Origin of the sequence: uncultured Allobosea sp. (assembly GCF_945957345.1) — a bacterium.
GTDB lineage: Bacteria > Pseudomonadota > Alphaproteobacteria > Rhizobiales > Beijerinckiaceae > Allobosea.
In genome coordinates this window covers 63,409-81,796 of sequence record NZ_CAMFKW010000005.1, presented here as the reverse complement: position 1 = coordinate 81,796, position 18,388 = coordinate 63,409, and the positions used below count along the sequence as shown (strand labels likewise).

General features: G+C 67.4%; 18 protein-coding genes. 7 read left to right on the top strand and 11 right to left on the bottom strand.

Annotated elements, in window-relative coordinates:
• Window positions 1-129 precede the first annotated feature (129 nt).
• The 6 genes from Q0Q36_RS03900 to Q0Q36_RS03875 are packed head-to-tail and all read right to left on the bottom strand — an operon-like array spanning window position 130 to window position 4,453.
• Entirely contained in the window at window positions 130-534 is a 405-nt protein-coding gene (locus Q0Q36_RS03900; protein ID WP_293795801.1) for a low molecular weight phosphatase family protein, read from the bottom strand.
• A gap of 41 nt (window positions 535-575) precedes the next feature.
• Window positions 576-1,064, bottom strand: a complete 489-nt coding sequence (locus Q0Q36_RS03895) for a UPF0262 family protein (RefSeq protein ID WP_293795673.1) — start codon at window positions 1,062-1,064, stop codon at window positions 576-578.
• A 37-nt stretch (window positions 1,065-1,101) separates the two neighbouring features.
• Window positions 1,102-2,394, bottom strand: a complete 1,293-nt coding sequence (gene hisD, locus Q0Q36_RS03890) for a histidinol dehydrogenase (protein WP_293795671.1) — start codon at window positions 2,392-2,394, stop codon at window positions 1,102-1,104.
• Between the two features lie 40 nt (window positions 2,395-2,434).
• Window positions 2,435-2,881 (bottom strand): DUF2948 family protein, encoded by a 447-nt coding sequence (locus Q0Q36_RS03885; RefSeq protein WP_293795669.1) that lies wholly within the window; start codon window positions 2,879-2,881, stop codon window positions 2,435-2,437.
• 60 nt (window positions 2,882-2,941) lie between these two features.
• Entirely contained in the window at window positions 2,942-4,231 is a 1,290-nt protein-coding gene (gene murA / locus Q0Q36_RS03880) for a UDP-N-acetylglucosamine 1-carboxyvinyltransferase (protein WP_293795666.1), read from the bottom strand.
• Window positions 4,232-4,291: 60 nt separating this feature from the next.
• On the bottom strand, window positions 4,292-4,453 hold the full coding sequence (locus tag Q0Q36_RS03875; protein WP_265058095.1) for a hypothetical protein: 162 nt from the start codon (window positions 4,451-4,453) through the stop codon (window positions 4,292-4,294).
• A gap of 423 nt (window positions 4,454-4,876) precedes the next feature.
• Between Q0Q36_RS03875 and Q0Q36_RS03870 the strand changes: the two genes are divergently transcribed.
• The 4 genes from Q0Q36_RS03870 (at window position 4,877) to Q0Q36_RS03855 (ending at window position 11,339) form a co-directional block, all read left to right on the top strand.
• Entirely contained in the window at window positions 4,877-5,818 is a 942-nt protein-coding gene (locus Q0Q36_RS03870) for an enoyl-CoA hydratase-related protein (RefSeq protein WP_293795664.1), read from the top strand.
• A gap of 176 nt (window positions 5,819-5,994) precedes the next feature.
• On the top strand, window positions 5,995-8,328 hold the full coding sequence (locus Q0Q36_RS03865; protein WP_293795661.1) for an EAL domain-containing protein: 2,334 nt from the start codon (window positions 5,995-5,997) through the stop codon (window positions 8,326-8,328).
• 105 nt (window positions 8,329-8,433) lie between these two features.
• Window positions 8,434-9,879, top strand: a complete 1,446-nt coding sequence (locus Q0Q36_RS03860; protein WP_293795659.1) for an FAD-dependent oxidoreductase — start codon at window positions 8,434-8,436, stop codon at window positions 9,877-9,879.
• Between the two features lie 8 nt (window positions 9,880-9,887).
• Window positions 9,888-11,339 carry a HAMP domain-containing sensor histidine kinase gene (locus tag Q0Q36_RS03855; RefSeq protein WP_293795658.1) on the top strand — a complete coding sequence of 484 codons (1,452 nt, stop codon included), beginning with the start codon at window positions 9,888-9,890 and terminating at the stop codon, window positions 11,337-11,339.
• A gap of 15 nt (window positions 11,340-11,354) precedes the next feature.
• Here the strand turns inward: Q0Q36_RS03855 and Q0Q36_RS03850 are convergent, their stop codons facing one another.
• Entirely contained in the window at window positions 11,355-11,984 is a 630-nt protein-coding gene (locus Q0Q36_RS03850; protein WP_293795657.1) for a helix-turn-helix transcriptional regulator, read from the bottom strand.
• 166 nt (window positions 11,985-12,150) lie between these two features.
• On the opposite strand from Q0Q36_RS03850, the gene Q0Q36_RS03845 reads away from it, so the two are divergent.
• Together Q0Q36_RS03845 and Q0Q36_RS03840 are read left to right on the top strand one after the other, a co-directional pair.
• On the top strand, window positions 12,151-12,495 hold the full coding sequence (locus tag Q0Q36_RS03845) for a DUF952 domain-containing protein (RefSeq protein ID WP_293795655.1): 345 nt from the start codon (window positions 12,151-12,153) through the stop codon (window positions 12,493-12,495).
• A complete protein-coding gene (locus Q0Q36_RS03840) occupies window positions 12,492-13,580 on the top strand; it encodes a quinone-dependent dihydroorotate dehydrogenase (RefSeq protein ID WP_293795654.1) in 1,089 nt (362 codons plus the stop codon). Before Q0Q36_RS03845 ends, Q0Q36_RS03840 begins: the two co-directional genes overlap by 4 nt.
• Window positions 13,581-13,583: 3 nt before the next feature.
• On the opposite strand, the gene Q0Q36_RS03835 is transcribed toward Q0Q36_RS03840, so the two are convergent.
• The 3 genes from Q0Q36_RS03835 to Q0Q36_RS03825 all read right to left on the bottom strand — a co-directional run bounded on the left by Q0Q36_RS03835 (window position 13,584) and on the right by Q0Q36_RS03825 (window position 16,407).
• Window positions 13,584-13,838, bottom strand: coding sequence for a DUF6460 domain-containing protein (locus Q0Q36_RS03835; RefSeq protein ID WP_265058087.1), 255 nt, complete (start codon window positions 13,836-13,838; stop codon window positions 13,584-13,586).
• 103 nt (window positions 13,839-13,941) lie between these two features.
• Entirely contained in the window at window positions 13,942-14,622 is a 681-nt protein-coding gene (locus Q0Q36_RS03830; protein ID WP_293795651.1) for a response regulator transcription factor, read from the bottom strand.
• Between the two features lie 147 nt (window positions 14,623-14,769).
• Window positions 14,770-16,407 (bottom strand): cisplatin damage response ATP-dependent DNA ligase, encoded by a 1,638-nt coding sequence (locus Q0Q36_RS03825; RefSeq protein WP_293795649.1) that lies wholly within the window; start codon window positions 16,405-16,407, stop codon window positions 14,770-14,772.
• 113 nt (window positions 16,408-16,520) lie between these two features.
• Between Q0Q36_RS03825 and Q0Q36_RS03820 the strand changes: the two genes are divergently transcribed.
• Window positions 16,521-17,291 (top strand): SGNH/GDSL hydrolase family protein, encoded by a 771-nt coding sequence (locus Q0Q36_RS03820; protein WP_293795647.1) that lies wholly within the window; start codon window positions 16,521-16,523, stop codon window positions 17,289-17,291.
• Between the two features lie 7 nt (window positions 17,292-17,298).
• On the opposite strand, the gene Q0Q36_RS03815 is transcribed toward Q0Q36_RS03820, so the two are convergent.
• Entirely contained in the window at window positions 17,299-18,369 is a 1,071-nt protein-coding gene (locus Q0Q36_RS03815; protein ID WP_293795646.1) for a ligase-associated DNA damage response exonuclease, read from the bottom strand.
• Window positions 18,370-18,388 lie beyond the last annotated feature (19 nt).

The following is an 18,388-nucleotide window of genomic DNA, read 5'->3' as shown; positions in this document are numbered from 1 at the left end:
GCCCTTGTGGCGAGCATCCACGTCTTGAACGCCACCTTCGACCGGCAAAGACGTGGATGGTCGGGACAAGCCCGACCATGACGATGGAGCATTGGCCCGAAAAGTGGAACGCGGCTTTCGGGCCGATGCCTAACTCTGCAGCCGCTGCTTGATCCGCTTGATCAGGCCGTCCCGGACATCGCGATAGGCGTCGAGCTTCTGCTCGCGCGAGCCCTGGAACACGGTGGGATCGACGGTGGGCCAGTATTCCACCTCGGCCGCGTGGGTCCGCGTCAGGTCCAGGGCCTTGTGATGGGCCTCCGGCGAGAGCGTGATGATCAGATCGAAATTGAGCCCTTCCCACTCTTCCAGCTCTTCGACCGATTTCGGCTTGTGGCGGCTGAGATCGATGCCGATCTCGTCCAGCACCGTCTGCACGAAGCCATCGACCTCGCCCTTCCGGGCGCCCGCCGACTGGACATAGATCGACCTGCCGAAGAAATGCTTGGCCAGGGCCTCGGCCATCGGCGAGCGCACGGCATTCATCGCGCACATGAAGAGCACGCTTTGTACCTTGCGCGGCGGCTCCAAGCGCGTCAGCCCTTCCAGTGCAGGGCGTAGATCAGCGTGAAGAGCCGGCGGGCCGTATCGAAATCGACCTCGACCTTGTTGGCCAGCCGCTCGGCCAGGATACCGGCGGCCTCGTCGTGCAGGCCGCGCCGGCCCATGTCGATCGCCTCGATCTGTGCCGGTGTCGAGGTCCGGATCGCCGCGTAATAGCTGTCGCAGACCAGCTCGTAGTCCTTGATGATGCGCCGGAACGGGCTGAGCGAGAGATGATGTGTCACGACAGGCGCGCCGTCCGCCGCCTTGATCTCGAAAACGAGACGCCGCTCGACCATGGCGAGATGGGCGAGATATGGCCCGCCATCATGCTCGGGAATGACGAAGCTGTTGCGCTCGATCAGGTCGTAGATCGCGACGGCGCGCTCGTGCTCCTGGTCGGGCGTGCCGCGGCCGAGGGAATTCTCGTCGAGGGTCAGGCCGACCAGACGCTGGTTGGTGGCAGTCGAGACGTCGGACATCGCTCCTCCGGCCATGGCGCCGCCTGCCCGGCGACGCTCAGAGATTGAGCCTGATCGTCACGGATCGGCCGTGCGCCTGCAAGCCCTCCGCTTCCGCCAATTGCGTCGCGGCGGAGGCGAGGACGCGCAGGCCCTCGGGGCCGCATTTCAGAAGCGAGGTCCGCTTCATGAAATCGCCGACACCGAGGCCGGATGAGAACCGAGCCGAGCGCGCCGTCGGCAGGACGTGGTTGGGGCCGCCGACATAATCGCCGATCGCCTCCGGCGTATGGCCCCCGAGGAAGATCGCCCCGGCATTGCGGATCAGCCCGGCGAGCCGCTCCGGATCGGCCGTCATGATCTCGAGATGCTCGGGCGCGAGCCGATCGACCAGCGGCACGGCGGCATCGAGATCGGCGACGAGCAGGATCGCGCCGAATTCCTGCCAGCTCTGGCCGGCGATCTCCGCCCGCGGCAGCGTCGCGAGCTGGGCCGCGACCGCCTTCTCGACCTCTGCGGCGAGCGCGGCATCGTCGGTCATCAGGATCGACTGGGCGGAGACGTCATGCTCGGCCTGGGCCAGCAGGTCGGCGGCGATCCAGTCGGGATTGGCGCTGCGGTCGGCGATCACCAGCACCTCGGAGGGACCGGCGATCATGTCGATACCGACCTGGCCGAAGACGCGGCGCTTGGCGGCGGCGACATAGGCATTGCCGGGGCCGACGATCTTTGCGACCGGCGCGATCGCGGCCGTGCCATAGGCGAGAGCGGCGACGGCCTGCGCGCCGCCGATCCGGTAGACCTCGTCGACGCCGGCGAGCCGGGCTGCAGCTAGCACGAGCGGATTGGTCTCGCCGCGTGGCGTCGGCGCGACCATGACGATGCGCGGCACGCCGGCGACCTTGGCGGGGATGGCATTCATCAGCACCGAGGACGGGTAGCTCGCCGTGCCGCCGGGAACATAGAGCCCGACCGCCTCGATCGCGCTCCAGCGCCAGCCGGCGCCGACACCGGCCGCATCCTCGACCCAGGAATCGGCCGGCTTCTGGCGGCGGTGATAGGCCTCGATGCGCTCGCGCGCCGTCTCCAGCGCCGCCAGCAATTCCGGCGAGCAGGCGGCGACGGCCGCGCCGATCTCGGCCTCGGACACGCGCAGGGTCTCAGGCGTCAAGTCGAGCGCGTCGAAGCGGGAGGTGTAGTCGATCAGCGCCGCATCGCCCTTCGCGCGGACATCGGCGATGATGTCGGCTGCAATGCGATCGACCTCCTCGGAAACCTCGCGCTTGGCGGAAAGCAGGGCCGCGAAGCCTGCGGCGAAGCCGGCATCCCTGTCGTCGAGCCTGATCGGCATCGCTTGTCCTTGGGTATCGTCGAGAAAGCTGTTCGGAGGCTCAGGCGCCGCCGGGATGGCCGGGCGTCGCCACAGCTTCCCAGACAGGGCCGAGATCCTTCATCTGCGCCTCGACGCATTCGACCGAGAGGCGGATCGCCGCCCCCTCCGAGAAATGCAAGATGACGTCGCCCGCCGGCTCCTCGCCCTGATCGAATGTGACGGCAAGCAGGTTCAGGACCTTGTCGGGGTCGCTCTTATTGAGCTTGGCGCTGCGCACGGACTGGACGCGGTCGAAATGTAGCGCCGTCAGGCGGCGCCGGCGCTGACCATGCTGCGCGCCTTCCCAGTCGAAGCGGCGCAGCGCGAGCGCGAAACGCTGCTCGCGCGGTAGATAGACGAGATCGGCCGCCTTCAGCACCGCATCCTGAAGATGGGCTGAGACAACCGCGAGATCATCCGCATCGAGTGCGATGAGCTTCAGGGGATCGGCGGCATCGTCTGACATGGTTTTGTTCTGACGAGCCGCCTCGAGAAAATCAACAGTCCCGCAGCCAAGAGCCGCGAATCAGCTGCTGATACGTTCCACCAGCGCGCCGCAGCGGCCGAGCTTGGCTTCCAGCGCCTCGAAGCCGCGGTCGAGATGGTAGACGCGGTTGATCGTGGTGTCGCCCTCGGCAGCGAGACCGCCGATCACCAGCGAGACCGAGGCGCGCAGATCGGTCGCCATCACCGGCGCGCCGGTCAGCTTCTCGACGCCCTCGACATGGGCGACATCGCCGTCCAGCCGGATCTTCGCACCGAGGCGGGCGAGCTCCTGCACATGCATGAAGCGGTTCTCGAAGATGGTTTCGCGGATGCGCGAGGTACCCTTCGCCCGGGTCATCAGCGCCATGAACTGCGCCTGCAGGTCGGTCGGGAAGCCCGGGAAAGGGTCGGTATCGACATCGACCGCCTCGATACCGCGGCCGTTGCGGCGCACGCGGATGCCTTCATTGGTCGAGTCGATCTCGACGCCGGCCCTGGTCAGCACGTCGAGCGCCGATTGCAGCAGCTCCGGCCGCGCCCCTTCCAGCATCACGTCGCCGCCGGTCATCGCGACAGCCATGGCATAGGTGCCGGCCTCGATACGATCGGGCAGCACGGCATGATGCGCGCCGCCGAGACGCGCGACGCCGGTCACCACGATGCGCGGCGTGCCGGCGCCCTCGATCTTGGCGCCCATCTTGACGAGGCAGGCGGCGAGGTCGGTGACCTCCGGCTCGCAGGCCGCGTTCTCGATCACGGTGGTGCCCTGGGCGAGCACGGCAGCCATCAGCGCGGTATGGGTGCCACCGACCGTGACCTTCGGGAAGACGATCTCCCCGCCCTTGAGGCCCTTGGGCGCCCGCGCCAGCGCATAGCCGTTCTCGATGGTGATCTCGGCACCGAGCTTCTCCAGCGCCATGAGCAGGAGGTCGACCGGGCGCGTGCCGATGGCGCAGCCGCCGGGCAATGAGACCTTGGCCTCGCCCATGCGGGCCAGGATCGGCGCGATCACCCAGAAGCTCGCCCGCATGGTCGAAACCAGCTCATAGGGCGCGCATGTGTCGACGATCTGGCGCGCCGTCAGCGAGATGGTCTGGCCGGTTTCGGCCGACTGCCCGATGCGCTTGCCGGCTACGGTGCGGTCGACGCCCTGGTTGGACAGGATGCGCGAGAGCGCGGTCACGTCCGAGAGACGCGGGACGTTGGTCAAGGTCAACGTCTCGTCGGTGAGCAGGCTGGCGATCATCAGCGGCAAGGCGGCGTTCTTCGCGCCGGAAATCGGAATGGCGCCATTGAGGCGCTGGCCGCCGGTGATGCGGATCTTGTCCATCGTCGGGTCCTGCTCGGCCGGCCGGGCACAAAGCCGGCGGCGCATGGGGAATGAGGAAATTCAGGTCCGGGAGGTGTCGGCCTGAGAGGGCGGCTCCGGCTCACGCGTTTGCGCCTCGTCCGAGCGACGAGCACGAGCCTGCGCCTTGCGGCGCTTCAGGTTCTCGCGGAGCGCAGCGGCAAGGCGCGCCTGCTTCTCGTCTTCGGCTGTCTGGCGGGTCACGGCATCAGCTCTGGATGGGTGTTTGAACGCGGGAACGCGGCGAATTCGCGGCGGTATCGTTAGACTCGCAGACGCCGGCGGACAAGCGCCGCGGTGGCCCGCGCCACCTGCCCCAGGATGGGCCGGCATCGTGCCAGAGCGAGCCAGTGCGGATCCTGTTTCCGGGCCCGGAAACGATCCTTCCCCCGCAGGTCGCAACATCGACGGTTTGTTTCACAGGTCGAGCCATCGCGCGAAATTTTCGTTCAACGCCCGGAGGTGCGGCTCTTGCCTTGCCCCGGGCCATGGGCAGCGACGAACGCCCCGCATGACGCATGGTAAAGCAAAAATCCTTAATGCTATTAACCATTTCCACGAGAACTCGTTTACACTTCGTTAAGCTCGTTTAGGCTGCCGGCATCAAGGAGTTTGTGGGGTAGCGTCATGTTGCAGTCCTTGAAGACCAGAGCCGGGAGCCTCGCGCCGACCTTGCTGGAGAGCTGCGAGGTCATCGATGCGATCCGCTACAAGGCGGGCTTCCTGCCGGAGGTGGAGATCGCCTATGAGCCGGAGATCAAGACGCTCTGGGTCACGATCCGGCCGGAGCTGAAGCCCGTCTTCACGCTGCAGCTGCTCGACAGCCTGGTGAAGATCCAGAGCGCGATCGTCGCGTTGTGGGGCGCGCCGGACCAGTATCATCGGGCGCCGGTGCGCTTCCTCGCCTTCCGCGGCGCCGGGCCGTTCTTCACGCTCGGCGGCGATCTCGATTTCTATCTGGACTGCCTGGCCAAGAACGACCGCGCATCGCTGACGGAATACGCCCGGCTCTCGGCGGAAGGCGCGATCTGGAACTCAGGCGGCCTCAACGGGCTCGTGGTCACGCTCTCGACGATCCATGCCAAGGCGATCGGCGGCGGCATTGATGCGCCGCGCTCGTGCAACGTCATGATCGCCGAGGAACAGGCCTCGTTCGTCTACCCGGAGATCAAGTTCAACCACTTCCCGATCACGGCCGTCGCGATCCTGTCGCGGCGCATGGGTCAGCGCGCAGCCGAGCAGATGCTGCTCTCGGGCGAGGAGATGAGTGCGCAGGAATTCATGGCGGCCGGCGGCCTCGAAGCCGTTGTACCGACCGGCACGGGCGAAGACTGGATCCGCAAGTATTGCGCCGACTCCCTGCCGATCCATGCCGCGAAGACCGCCCTGTTCTCGGCCTTCAACCGCCGCCATGGCGATCTGCGGGAAGAACTCGGCCATCTCGGCCAGATCTGGACGGATTGCATGCTCCGCCTCAGCCCGAGCGCTATCTCGAAGCTGCAGCGCATCGCCCAGACGCAGGACCGGATGCTGGCGCGCGTCTACCAGCGCCATCTGGCCCCGGTTTGACGCAAAAGGCCGGAGGCGGCACTCCGCCCTCCGGCAGCCTTTGCGACCTGTGCCAAGCAACGCTCCCGGAAAACCACACGAAGCATTTACCTCTGCTCCCGTACAACCCCCTGGCATGATGCGCGACGTGCGGATTGCGCGCATCGCGCCGCGTGGGGCGGCAAAGGCAGGAGTAGATGGCAGGCGCGTTCAAGCGACTGATGGCGGCTGGCGGGCGCGAGCAGGGCGAAACCATCGACCTGACCGGCTATACGCTGCTGGTCAGTTCGCTGTTCTCGTCGCCGGCCTCGATCATCCCCGGCGGCATCGCCGGCATCCTGACACCGTTCCTGTGCTGGGTCTCGACCGGCATGGACATCTTCATGAGCCTCACCATCCTGGTGACGCTCATCGTGATCCTGCGCATCGTGACGGTGATCGCCTACCGGCGGCGCAACCACGCGCAAGATACCTACGCGCAGACCCGCCGTTGGGACCGCGACTATTTCCTGGGCGCAACCATCTTCAGCGCCGTGCTCGGCTACAGCTGCTATGTCGCGCTGGTGCAGACGGACGACGCCGCCGCGCATATCACCTCGGTCGCCTCGACCATCGCGCTGGCCTCGGGCTATGTCGCACGTAATGCCGGACGGCCGAAATTCGTCGCGGTGCAGCTCCTGATGTTCTGCATCCCGATGGCGATCGGTCTGATCGCCGCGCAAAATCCCTATTACCGCTATATCGGCTATTTCGCCTTCCTCTACGTGGCGGCCAATATCGCGATCACCAACTCGCTGCACCGCAATCTGCTCGCGCTCAGCGACGCCAACAAGCAGTCGAAGGCGCTCGCCTCCGCGCTGCACTCGCAGAACCTGACGCTGGACGCCGCGCTCAATACGATGATCGACGGGCTGGCGATGTTCGACCGCAGCCTCAAGCTTGCGGTGAGCAATGCGCCCCACAGCACGCTCTACGGCCTGCCTGAGACCCTCGCCCTGCCCGGTACACCGCTGACGGCGATCGCACGCTTCCTGGTCGAGAGACAGGTGATCAGCCAGGAGCAGCTGCGCGACATCCGCACGGCGCTGACGGAGGTACAGACAACGCAGCAGGCCACAAGCCGCGAGGTGGTAACGCGCGGCGGGCTCGTGCTGGTCGTGACGCTCGCGCCCGCCGCCGAGGGCGGCATCCTGATGCTCACGGAGGACGCGACCCAGCGCAAGGCCACCGAGGCGCGCATCGAGCAGATGGCGCGCTTCGACGAATTGACGGGGCTGGCGAACCGCTTCGAATACACCACCCAGATCACGGAAACCTTCGCCAAGCTGGAACGGACGGGCGAGGGCTTCGCGCTGCTCTATCTCGATCTCGACGGCTTCAAGCAGGTCAATGACAGCCTCGGGCACGATATCGGCGACCATGTGCTGATGGAGACCGCTAGCCGCCTGCGCAGCGCGATCCGCAGCAATGATCTGCTTGCCCGCTTCGGCGGCGACGAATTCCTGCTGATCCTGCCGTCCGCCGACCATGTCGTGGTCACCGCGATCGCCCAGCGCATGATCGACGTGATGACGCGGGCCTTCGACGTCGAAGGCAAGACCGTCTATGTGACCGCCAGCATCGGCATCGCGATCGCGCCCCTAGACGGCGCCAATCCGGCCGACCTGCTGCGCCATGCCGATACCGCCCTGTACAAGGCGAAATCCGCCGGCCGGAACACGCTGATGTTCTTCAACCCGGCCATGGCCGAGGAGATGACGGAGCGGCACGAGATCGAAATCGATCTGCGCAAGGCCTGCACCGACGGCACGCTCGAGCTCTATTATCAGCCGATCATCGACCTGAAGACCCAGGAGATCGTGTCGCGCGAGGCGCTGATGCGCTGGCGCCATCCCACCCGCGGCATGGTGCCGCCGAGCGTCTTCATCCCGATCGCCGAGCAATCCGGCCTGATCGCCAGCATGGGCGACTGGGCGATCCGCCAGGCCTGCCGCGATGCCGCTGGCTGGGAGCCCGGCATCAGCGTCTCCGTCAACGTCTCGCCGCTGCAGTTCCGCGAACCGCGCCGGATCGTCGAGACGGTCAAGGCAGCGCTCCTCGCCTCGCACCTCGAATCGCGCCGGCTGATGCTCGAGGTCACGGAATCGCTGCTGATCGAAGACGAAAAGCTGGCGCTTTCGGTCCTCGACGAATTGCGGGCGCTGGGCGTCACCTTCGCGCTCGACGATTTCGGCACCGGCTACTCGTCACTCGCCTATCTCTCGACCTACCCGTTCGCGCAGGTGAAGATCGATCAGAGTTTCGCGCGCGAAGTTCATACCAACGAGGCCTCCAAGGCCGTCATCGAGGCCGTCTGCCAATTGGCGCGCCGTCTCCAGATGAGCGTCGTCGTCGAAGGCATCGAGACGGAGCAGCAGCGCATCGCCGTCCAACTCCTCGGCGCTCATCGTGCCCAGGGCTTCCTGTTCGGCCGCCCGGAGGCGCTGGCCGCCATCAAGGGCCGGAACGGCGGCAATCGCAGCGTCGCCTGAGGCCATAGAGGCCGCTCTTTTTCCAAAAGCCGCGCGCAGCGGCCTTGATTCCGCCCGCCGGGCAACGCATCAGCGATGAAGAAGACGGGCGAAACGGGATATCCGGTGAGCGACGGCACGGCCAAGGCGGCGAGACCAGCCGCGTTGACACCCGACATCTGCGTCATCGGCGCGGGTGGCAACGGCGTCGCGCTGGCCATCGCCGCGGCGAGTTTCGGCGTTCCGGTCGTCCTGATCGAGCGCGACGCCATCGGCGGAAATCGCGGGCCTCTCGCCACACATGCGCTCATCGCGATCGCTGACCGGGCACAGGCAATGCGCGGCGCGGGGCGGCTAGGCCTGGCAGTAGCGGAACCGCTGCCGAACCCGGCGCAGATCCATGACCATATCCAGCGTGCCCTGGCCGCCGAACGGGCCAACCACTCGGCCGAGCGCCTGACTGCGCTGGGCATCATCGTCATGCGGGGCGAGGCCCGCTTCACCAGCCGCAGCACGGTCACCGTCGACGGACGCCCGATCAAGGCGCGCCGATTCGTGATCGCCACCGGTGCACGCGTCGCTCCGCCTGCGATCGCCGGGCTCGATACGGTCCCCCTCCTTCACGAGTCCGATCTGGCCAGCCTCACCCGATTGCCCGAGCGACCGATCGTCATCGGCGGCGAGGGCGTCGCCTTGGCCCAGGCCCTGCGCCGGCTTGGCCCTGCCGCGTCGCTCATCGCGCCGGAGGGGCTGCTGGCGGGCCATGACGACGAGGCGGCTACGATCCTGCGCCGCCGTCTGCTGCGCGAAGGGCTGGAGCTTCACGAAGACAGCACGCCGCTGCGGGCGGAGCGCGCCCGGTCGGGGCTGCGTCTCGTCCTCGCGACGCCTTCGGGCGAAACGACCATCGAGGGCTCGCATCTCATCATCTGCGGCCCGCAGCGGCCCGCGATCGAGGCTCTCGACCTCGATTTCGCCGGCATCCGCCATGACGCTTCCGGCATCGCCGTCGACCGCAGCCTGCGGACGAGCAATCGCCGCGTCTATGCGCTGGGAGCCTGTGCCGGCGGGGCCGCTGCCGCTCCGCCCGATCGTGCCGGCGACGACCATATCGGGCTGCTGTTGCGCAGCATCCTGTTCCGCCAACCGGTCAGGATCGATCCCGCGAGCGAGCCGCGCGTCGTCTGGAGTCGGCCGCAGATCGCCTCGGTCGGCCTGACGGAGGCGGAAGCCCGCAAGACAGCCGGGAAGCTGCGGATGTTGCGCTGGCCCTTCACCGAGAACGCCGCCGCGCAGGCCGCCGGCGCGACCGAGGGCTTCGTCAAGGCCATCGTCGACCGCAAAGGCCGCATCCTCGGCGTCACCATCGCCGGCGAGAATGCAGACGAACTGATCGCGCCGTGGTGCATCGCGATGCGGGCCGGGCTCGGTGTGGGCGCCGTCGCCGGCATGCCGCTGCCGACGTTCGCTCGCTCGGATGCCTCGCGCCGCGCCGCGCTCTCTTTCCAGGCGACACTGACCACAAGGCCGGGCTTGCGTCGCCTCATCGGCTTTTTGCGGCGTTTCGGCTAAGATCACCGATGATGCATGCGCCCAAGCAAGCCCTCTCGGTCAGCCAGCCGCGCGGCCTTACGCGCCTCGGCCTCTCGGCGAAGCTTCTGCTCGTCACCGTGCTTTTCGTCATGCTGGCGGAGGTGCTGATCTATCTGCCGTCCATCGCGAATTTCCGACGCAACTGGCTGCATGACCGGATCGCCGCCGCCCAGGTCGCAGCGCTGGTGCTGGAGGGGGCCCCGGAGGACGGACTGCCCGAAGGCAGCGAAAACCGCTTGCTGATGGGCGTCGGTGCCCGCTCGATCGCGGCGCGCGTCGGCGGGGCGCGGCGCCTGCTCAGCCTCGACTCGATGCCGCCACCGGAGGTCTCCCGCTCGGTCGACCTGCGCAATCTCGACTGGCTGACCGCGATCCACGAAGCCCTCTCGGTGCTCGTCGCGCCCGCGACCATGCCGATCCGCGTGGTCGGCGAAGCCGTGGGGGGCGCCGATTTCGTCGAGATCGTCATCGACGAGGCGCCATTGCACCGGGCGATGCTGAAATTCTCCTGGAGCCTGCTGCTGATCTCGCTGCTGATCACCGGCCTGACCGCGCTTGCGGTCTATATCGCACTCAATGCCTTGATCATCGGGCCGATCCGGCATCTGGCCGCGAATGTCATGGAGTTCGAGGCCGACCCAGAGAACCCTCAGCGCATCATCGAGCCTTCGCTGCGGGCCGACGAGGTCGGAGAAGCGGAACGTGCGCTTGCCCGTATGCAAGCGACGCTCGCCGATGAGCTGCGCACCAAGAAACATCTTGCCGAGCTCGGCCTGGCCGTCTCGAAGATCAACCACGACCTGCGCAACATGCTGGCGGCGGCGCAGCTCATGTCCGACCAGCTCATCGAGACCCGCGACGCCAAGATCCGCCGCTTCGCGCCGCGCCTGATCGCGACGCTTGGGCGCGCCATCGATTTCTGCCAGGCTACCCTCGCCTATGGCCGCGCCGCCGAGGCGACGCCCGCGATCCGCGACGTCGCGCTGCGCCAGCTCGTCGCCGAGCAAGCGGAGATGCTGGGCCTCGGCGAGGGCAAGCAACCGCGCTTCGAGAACCGGATTCCATCCGAGCTTTCGGCTCCTTGCGACCCCGACCAGATGGCGCGCGTGCTGACGAACCTGATGCGCAATGCGATCCAGGCGCTGACGCGCGCCGGAGCGGAAGCCGGCGACCTGCCGGTACTGACGGTGACGGGCGGGCCGGAGAACGGTTCGGTGGCGTTGCGCATCATCGACAATGGCCCCGGCGTGCCGGAGCGGGCGCGGGCCAACCTGTTCCAGGCCTTCCGCGGCTCGGTGACGCCCGGCGGAACCGGGCTTGGCCTCGCGGTCGCGGCCGAGCTTGTGCGGCTCCATGGCGGCTCGATCGTTCTCGAAACGTCCGAAGTCGGCGCTGTCTTCGCGGTCAAGTTGCCGGCGCGGCGCGCCAACGGGCACTGAGGGGCGGACTGCTCGCTACTGGCTCGCCCAGATCACGCGCGCCATGAAGGCGATCTCGGCGAGGGTCAGCACGCGGTCCGCATGTTCCGGGTTGAGCGAGGCCAACTCCACCGTCTTGGCGGTTTGGCGCTTGAGCTGCTTGGCCAGCACCTCGCCCTCCACCGTCTTGACCACGACCCGGTCGCCGCGCCGGACCGTCGCGGTCGGCGAGACGATGATGGTGTCGCCGTCGCGATAGAGCGGCAGCATCGAATCGCCCGATATCTCCAGCGCATAGGCCTTGTCGTCGGCGACGCCGGGAAAGGCGACCTCCTCCCAGCCCGTGCCGGCCGGAAAGCCGCCATCGTCGAAGAAGCCGCCCGAGCCCGCCTGGGCGAAGCCGATCAGCGGAATCGTGCGTGCCGGGGCCGGCTCGCGCCGCAGCACCACGCTCATGAACTCGTCGAAGGAGGCGCCGGTCGCGACCAGGATCTTGGAGATCGATTCGGTCGAGGGCCAGCGCTCGCGCCCATCCGGAGCGACGCGCTTTGAGCGGTTGAAAGTGGTGGCGTCGAGCCCGGCCTTGCGCGCCAGCCCCGAGGCGGTGAAGCCGTAGCGCTGGGCGAGCGTATCGATCGCCCCCCAGATCTGGTCATGTGACAGCATCGCGCAGGCCTCGCTTCGCTCTTGCCGTGGGGCGGGGATTGAAGATAGGAAATATCCCCTATCTCATAAGATTTCAATCCGAATCTCGCCACCATCGGACAATGGCTTGCGGAATCCTCCTGCCAGCGTTTAAGCGAGTGGCCGACATGCGTGCGCGAGATTTCCAGTGCCCCTGATCTACAAGATATGCCCGGCCGCGCTCTGGTCCGAAGCCGAGGCCAAGGGCCGTTTCGACGGCGCCGCGATCGACCTTGCCGACGGCTACATCCATTTCTCGACGGGCACCCAGGTCGCGGAGACCGCGGCGAAACATTTCGCCGGGCAGGACGGGCTCCTGCTCATCGCGATCGACGATCAGTGCCTCGGCCCGGCCTTGCGCTACGAGCCTTCGCGCGGCGGCGCCCTGTTCCCGCATCTCTATGCCCCGCTCGATCCGAAGGCGGCGCGCTGGATCGTCCCCATGCCGCTGAAGACCGACGGCAGCCACGCCCTACCGGAGGAACTCGCATGATCGGCGGCCTGTTCAACCTCGCGCGCCCGCTGATCCACCGCATGGATGCGGAGACGGCGCACCGCCTGAGCGTCACGGCGCTGGCCACGGCGCCGGCGCTCAAGCCGGGCGCTGACGATCCCGTGCTCGCCACCGAGGCGTTCGGGCTGTCCTTCCCCAATCCGGTCGGCCTGGCAGCCGGCTTCGACAAGAATGCCGAGGCGGTCGACGGTGCACTGGGGCTCGGCTTCGGCTTCGTCGAGGTCGGCGGCGTGACGCCGCTGCCGCAGCCCGGTAATCCGCGCCCGCGCGTCTTCCGTCTGCTGGAGGACGAGGCCGTCATCAACCGCTACGGCCTCAACAGCGAAGGCATGGAGGCCGTGGCCAGGCGGCTCGAGGCCCGCCGGGGCCGAAACGGACTCGTCGGCGTCAATCTCGGCGCCAACAAGGAATCGGCCGACCGCGCCGCCGATTACGCGACGCTGGCGCGCCGGCTCGCCCCCCTCGCCGATTTCCTGACGATCAATGTCTCCTCGCCCAACACCCCCGGTCTGCGCGACCTGCAGGCGGAAAGCGCGCTCGACGATCTCGTGGCGCGCACGCTCGCGGCGCGGGACGAGGTCGCGGCCGGCGGCAAGCGCACGCCGATCCTGATCAAGATCGCTCCGGACCTGACCCTGCCCGAGCTCGACGGCATGATCGCGGTCGCCCGCAAGCGCCAGATCGACGGGCTGATCGTCTCGAACACCACGATCGCGCGCCCGGACAGCCTGCGCAGCGCCAGTAGGGCTGAGACCGGCGGGCTTTCCGGCAAGCCGCTCTTCACCGCCTCGACCCGCATTCTGGCCGAGGCCTTCCTGCGCGTCGAAGGGCAATTTCCGCTGGTTGGCGTCGGGGGCGTCGATTCGGTCGAAACGGCCTTCGCCAAGATCCGCGCCGGCGCGACGCTGGTGCAGTTCTATTCGGCGATGGTGTTCAAGGGGCCGGGCCTGGCGAAGGAGGTCAAGACCGGCCTCGCCACGCGGGCGCGCCGCGCCGGCCTCACGCGCCTCACAGCCCTGATCGGACGCGATGCCGCCGCGATCGCGCGCGGCGAAGGGCTGTAAGCCTTATTTCCGCGCCGCGAAGAGCCGCATCAGCAGCCAGAGCGGCACGACGATCAGCGCGCCGGCGATGACCCATTGGCCGACCTCGCGCACCGCGCCGAAGCCGAGCCCGGTGATCGAGCGCAGGAAGCGCGCGGCGGCCTCGTAGAGGCCCTGCGGGGACAGGCCGAGGAAGGCCATCCCCGCGCCGACCAGAAGCGAGATGAAGATCAGGCGGACAAGGACGCTGAGGGGCGAGCCGCCGAGAAACCGTTCCATGGAAGCAATCGCCATCCTGTTGCGCCCCAAGCCATTCCAGGGCGCTTCCGCGCTGTCTTAACCTGAAACAGGCCGCGCTTGAACGGGGACTGAACGGGTGGCGTCAAGCCGTCGCGCTGGCGCCCGCCGTTGCCCAGGCGGTGCCGGCGATCTTCGAGGCGGCGATCACGGCCTGCGTGCGGCTGTCGACGTCGAGCTTGGTCAGGATCGCAGAGACATGCGCTTTCACCGTCGCCTCGGAGACGCCGAGCTCATAGGCGATCTGCTTGTTGAGGAGGCCTTCCGACAGCATCATCAGCACGCGCACCTGCTGCGGCGTCAGCGTCGACATGCGGCGGACCATGTCGGCGATCTCGGCATCGACCGGGGCGGAGAGATCGACGCCGGGCGGCGTCCAGACGCCACCGTCGAGCACGGCACGGATCGCCTCACCCATCTGGGCGACATCGGCGGTCTTGGGCAGGAAGCCGAGCGCGCCGAACTCGATGCAGCGGCGAATCACCGCCGGATCGTCATTGGCGGAGACGACGATGACCGGAATTTCGGGATGGTCGGCGCGCAGGAAGAGCAGGCCGGAGAAGCCCTGCACGCCCGGCATGGTCAGATCGAGCAGGACGAGATCGGCATCGCCGCCGCTGGCCAGAGCCTCGGTCAAAGCCTCGAGCGAGCCGACTTCGTTGACCTCGGCCCCGCCGAGCGCGCTCGACACGGCCTGACGCAGCGCGCCGCGAAACAGCGGATGATCGTCCGCGATGACGATCCGCGTCGAAGGCTGCTTGCTCATCGCCCCACTCCTTAAAGCCTGCACCGCCCCCGCCCGAAGCCGGTTACCCGCCCCCGGAGCCGATGCATTCGTCCGACCCGGACATTTTGCCTCAGGCCGGACACGCATCACAAGCACTGCAAGCGCAAGGCTGCAACCCATTCCGGTTCAACCATTGGTCGGCAACAGGGCTTCGAGCACCTCGATATGATCGGCCTCACTAGGCGGCTTGTCCCAGCGGATGCGATTGATCCGGGGAAAACGCATGGCGAGGCCGGATTTGTGCCGTGTCGAGCGCTGCAAGCCTTCGAAGGCGACTTCAAAGACGAGGCCGGATTGCGCGTCATGCGTGACCTCGCGCACCGGGCCAAAGCGATTCAGCGTGTTCTTGCGGACATATTTGTCGATCTCGATCAGTTCCTCATCGGTGAAGCCGAAATAGGCCTTGCCGACCGGCACAAGCTCCTCGCCGCCATCCTCGCCCACGCGCCAGACGCCGAAGGTGTAGTCGGAATAGAAGGAGGAGCGCTTGCCGTGGCCGCGCTGGGCATACATCAGCACGCAGTCGACGAGCCGGGCATCGCGCTTCCATTTCCACCAATAGCCTTTGGGGCGGCCCGGCAAGTAAGGCGAATCGCGGCGCTTGATCATGCAGCCCTCGACCGCCTCCGCATCGGCGCCCGCCCCTGCCCCGGCCGGATCGGCGCGGGCCTCCGTCAGCTCCTCCCAGGAGGCGAAGGAGATCACCGGCGAGAGATCGAAGCGGATGCTGGCCAGACGCGAGAGGAAGGCCTCCAGCCGCTGGCGCCGCTCTTCCAGAGCCAAGTGCCGGATATCCTCCTCGCCATCGACGAGCAGGTCATAGACGCGGATATGGGCGGGGAATTCGCCGAGCATCTTGGCGGTAACGGTCTTGCGGTTGAGCCTCTGCTGCAGGGTGTTGAAGCTCTGGATCGTGCTCTCGCGCATCACCAGCAACTCGCCGTCGAGCGCACCGTCCTGCGTCAGTTCCTCGACGAGGTCAGGGAAGGCTGCGGCGATATCCTCGCCGGTGCGGGAATAAAGCCGCGTCACGCGCGTGCCATCGGCCTTGCGACCGCTGACCAACTGGACGCGGATGCCGTCCCATTTCCACTCCGCTGAGAATTCGGCCGGGTCGAGCTTGTCGAAATCGCCGTCCTCGATCGGATGCGAGAGCATGACCGGGCGGAACGGTGCGGGATCGCGAGCCTCGGGCCGGGCGCCTCTGCCCTCCAGCCAGGCGAAGAGCTCGACATAGGGTGGCTCCAGCCCATGCCAGACCTGCTCGACCTCGTCGGGCGGTACCCCACCGAGGCTCGCTGCGGCCGTCTTGGCGAGGCGGGCGGAGACGCCGATGCGCAGCGCGCCCGTGATGAGCTTGAGCAGGGCCCAGCGCCCGGTCTCATCGAGCGCATCGAGCCAGCCCGCGACGAGGCGCGGCAGATCGGTCTTGCCAGCCTCGCGCAGGCTCTCGACCACCTCCGGCAGATGCGGCACCGCATTGGCGCCGTGCCGGGCCGGCCACATCAGCGCGACCGTCTCCGAGAGATCGCCGACATAGTCATAGGACAGCGCGAAGAGCACCGGGTCGGTGCGCTCGGCGATCAGCGAGCGGATCAGCCCGGCCTTGGCGTTGCGGAATGTGAGACCGCCCGTCATCGCCGCCAGCGCATAGCCGCGATCGGGATCGGGCGTGGTGCGCAGGTAGTCCGCGATCAGCGCGATCTTGGCGTTGCGGCGCGGCTCATAGGCGAGGCGATCGAGAAGCCAGGCGAAGCGGTTCATGCTGTCGCCCCAGCGTCACACCCGGCTGATTCGTGTCTGTTGCAGCGCATCGTTCAGTTACCGTTCATGAAGCAAACCTTAACGGCAGCGAAGTAGCCAGGAGAGAGACGCCGATGCGTGCCGCGATGCGGTTCCTTGCCTTGCCTGTCATCGCTGCCACGCTGACGGTCGGAGCCCCCGCGCAAGCGGCGAGCTTCTCCTGCCGCGAGACGCCGATCGTGCGCGCGAACACGACGCTGGCTCCCCTCTCGGCCAAGGTTGCGCAGGGCCAGACCCTGACGATCCTCGCCATCGGCTCCTCCTCGACAGAGGGCATCGGCGCCAGCGCCAAGGACAAGACCTATCCGGCCCGCCTGCAGGCGCTGCTCGGCAAGGCATGGCCCAAGTCCAAGGTCGAGATCGTCAATGCCGGCATCGGCGGCGAGACCGCCCCGCAGACGCTTGCCCGCATGAAGGCCGCGCTGAGCGCGCGCCCCTACGACCTCGTAATCTGGCAGGTCGGCACCAATGACGCCGTCAAGGGCGGCGATCTCGACGCCTTCAAGGCGATGGTCGGCGAGGGCATCGCGCTGGTGCGAGATGCCGGCCCGGCGCTCGCCATTCTCGACCCGCAATATTTCCCCTCCGTGCGCGATCCGCAGCGTTATGGCGAATACGTCGAAGCGGTCGGCGAGGTTTCCCGTCGCGAGGCCGTGCCGGTCTTCGGCCGCTACGACGCGATGCGCGAATGGCACCGCAGTGATGCCGAGGCCTTCAAGGCCGCGCTCTGGACCGACGGCTTCCATATGAGCGACGCAGGCTATGACTGCCTCGCCCGCGACATGGCCAATGCCATGGTCGGCATGGCTGCCCCGTCGCACCCGGTCGTCGCGGCTTCGCGCTGATCGACTTTCAGACAGCCACTGCATCAGCCGCCCCCTCGGCGGGATCGGCCTCGCCCTCGTCGCCATAGCCGACGAGATGCAGCGGCTTGGCCTTGAGGCCAGCCGTGCCGCACCAATGGACGAGCGCATCGGCCTCGCCATGGGTGACCCAGATCTCGCCCGCCTGAACCTCGCGGATCGTCGCGAGCAGGTCGTCCCAATCGGCATGGTCGGAGATGACGAGCGGCAGTTCGACGCCTTTCTGGCGGGCTCGCGCCCTGATCCGCATCCAGCCCGAGGCGAAGGCAGTGACCGGGTCCGGAAAGCGGCGCGCCCACAGATCCTGCGTCGCACTCGGCGGGCAGATGACGATCTCGCCGCCCAGCGTTTTGCGATCGCTTTCGGAAACCAGCCTGATCCCGCCGAGAGGGATGCCCTCGGCTTCGTAGAAGGCGGCGACCTTCTCGACGGCACCGTGGATATAGATCGGCCGCTCGTATCCGGCCTCGCGGATCAGGGCCATGACGCGTTGCGCCTTACCCAGCGAATAGGCGCCGACGATATGCGTCCGCTCCGGGAAGAGCCTGACCGATTCCAAGAGTTTGGCCACCTCCCCCGCCGCCGGCGGATGGCGGAAGACCGGCAGGCCGAAGGTCGCCTCGGTGATGAAGATATCGCAGGGCACCGGCTCGAAACCGGCGCAGGTCGGGTCGCGCTCGCGCTTGTAGTCGCCGGAGGCGACGATTCGCAGGCCCCGGCTCTCGACCGCGATCTGAGCCGAGCCCAGGACATGGCCGGCCGGCACGAAGGTAAAATCGACTTCGCCGATGCGGATCGCTTCGCGGGGCACCGCAACCTGCTGCGAGCCCGCAAAACCCTCGCCATAGCGCAAGGCCATGATCGCCAGCGTCTCCCGCGTCGCCAGCACGGCGCCATGGCCGGCACGGGCATGGTCGGAATGGCCATGGGTGATCAGCGCCCGCGCCACCGGGCGGACCGGGTCGATATGGATGTCGGCGGGCGGGCAATAGAGCCCGGCCGGCGTCGGCAGCAGCAATTCGGAAGGGCGCCAGCGGGCGCTTTGTCTGGCCAGCGTCACACTCCTGGGCTAGATCGGT

Excerpts from the sequence above, each read along its gene's own strand:
- Q0Q36_RS03865 (WP_293795661.1), top strand. The coding sequence starts at position 5,995 with ATGGCAGGCGCGTTCAAGCGACTGATGGCGGCTGGCGGGCGCGAGCAG.
- Q0Q36_RS03870 (WP_293795664.1), top strand. The coding sequence starts at position 4,877 with ATGTTGCAGTCCTTGAAGACCAGAGCCGGGAGCCTCGCGCCGACCTTG.
- Q0Q36_RS03900 (WP_293795801.1), bottom strand. The coding sequence starts at position 534 with ATGTGCGCGATGAATGCCGTGCGCTCGCCGATGGCCGAGGCCCTGGCC.
- Q0Q36_RS03835 (WP_265058087.1), bottom strand. The coding sequence starts at position 13,838 with ATGGAACGGTTTCTCGGCGGCTCGCCCCTCAGCGTCCTTGTCCGCCTG.
- murA (WP_293795666.1), bottom strand. The coding sequence starts at position 4,231 with ATGGACAAGATCCGCATCACCGGCGGCCAGCGCCTCAATGGCGCCATT.
- Q0Q36_RS03840 (WP_293795654.1), top strand. The coding sequence starts at position 12,492 with ATGATCGGCGGCCTGTTCAACCTCGCGCGCCCGCTGATCCACCGCATG.
- Q0Q36_RS03855 (WP_293795658.1), top strand. The coding sequence starts at position 9,888 with ATGATGCATGCGCCCAAGCAAGCCCTCTCGGTCAGCCAGCCGCGCGGC.
- hisD (WP_293795671.1), bottom strand. The coding sequence starts at position 2,394 with ATGCCGATCAGGCTCGACGACAGGGATGCCGGCTTCGCCGCAGGCTTC.
- Q0Q36_RS03825 (WP_293795649.1), bottom strand. The coding sequence starts at position 16,407 with ATGAACCGCTTCGCCTGGCTTCTCGATCGCCTCGCCTATGAGCCGCGC.
- Q0Q36_RS03895 (WP_293795673.1), bottom strand. The coding sequence starts at position 1,064 with ATGTCCGACGTCTCGACTGCCACCAACCAGCGTCTGGTCGGCCTGACC.
- Q0Q36_RS03850 (WP_293795657.1), bottom strand. The coding sequence starts at position 11,984 with ATGCTGTCACATGACCAGATCTGGGGGGCGATCGATACGCTCGCCCAG.
- Q0Q36_RS03885 (WP_293795669.1), bottom strand. The coding sequence starts at position 2,881 with ATGTCAGACGATGCCGCCGATCCCCTGAAGCTCATCGCACTCGATGCG.
- Q0Q36_RS03820 (WP_293795647.1), top strand. The coding sequence starts at position 16,521 with ATGCGTGCCGCGATGCGGTTCCTTGCCTTGCCTGTCATCGCTGCCACG.
- Q0Q36_RS03830 (WP_293795651.1), bottom strand. The coding sequence starts at position 14,622 with ATGAGCAAGCAGCCTTCGACGCGGATCGTCATCGCGGACGATCATCCG.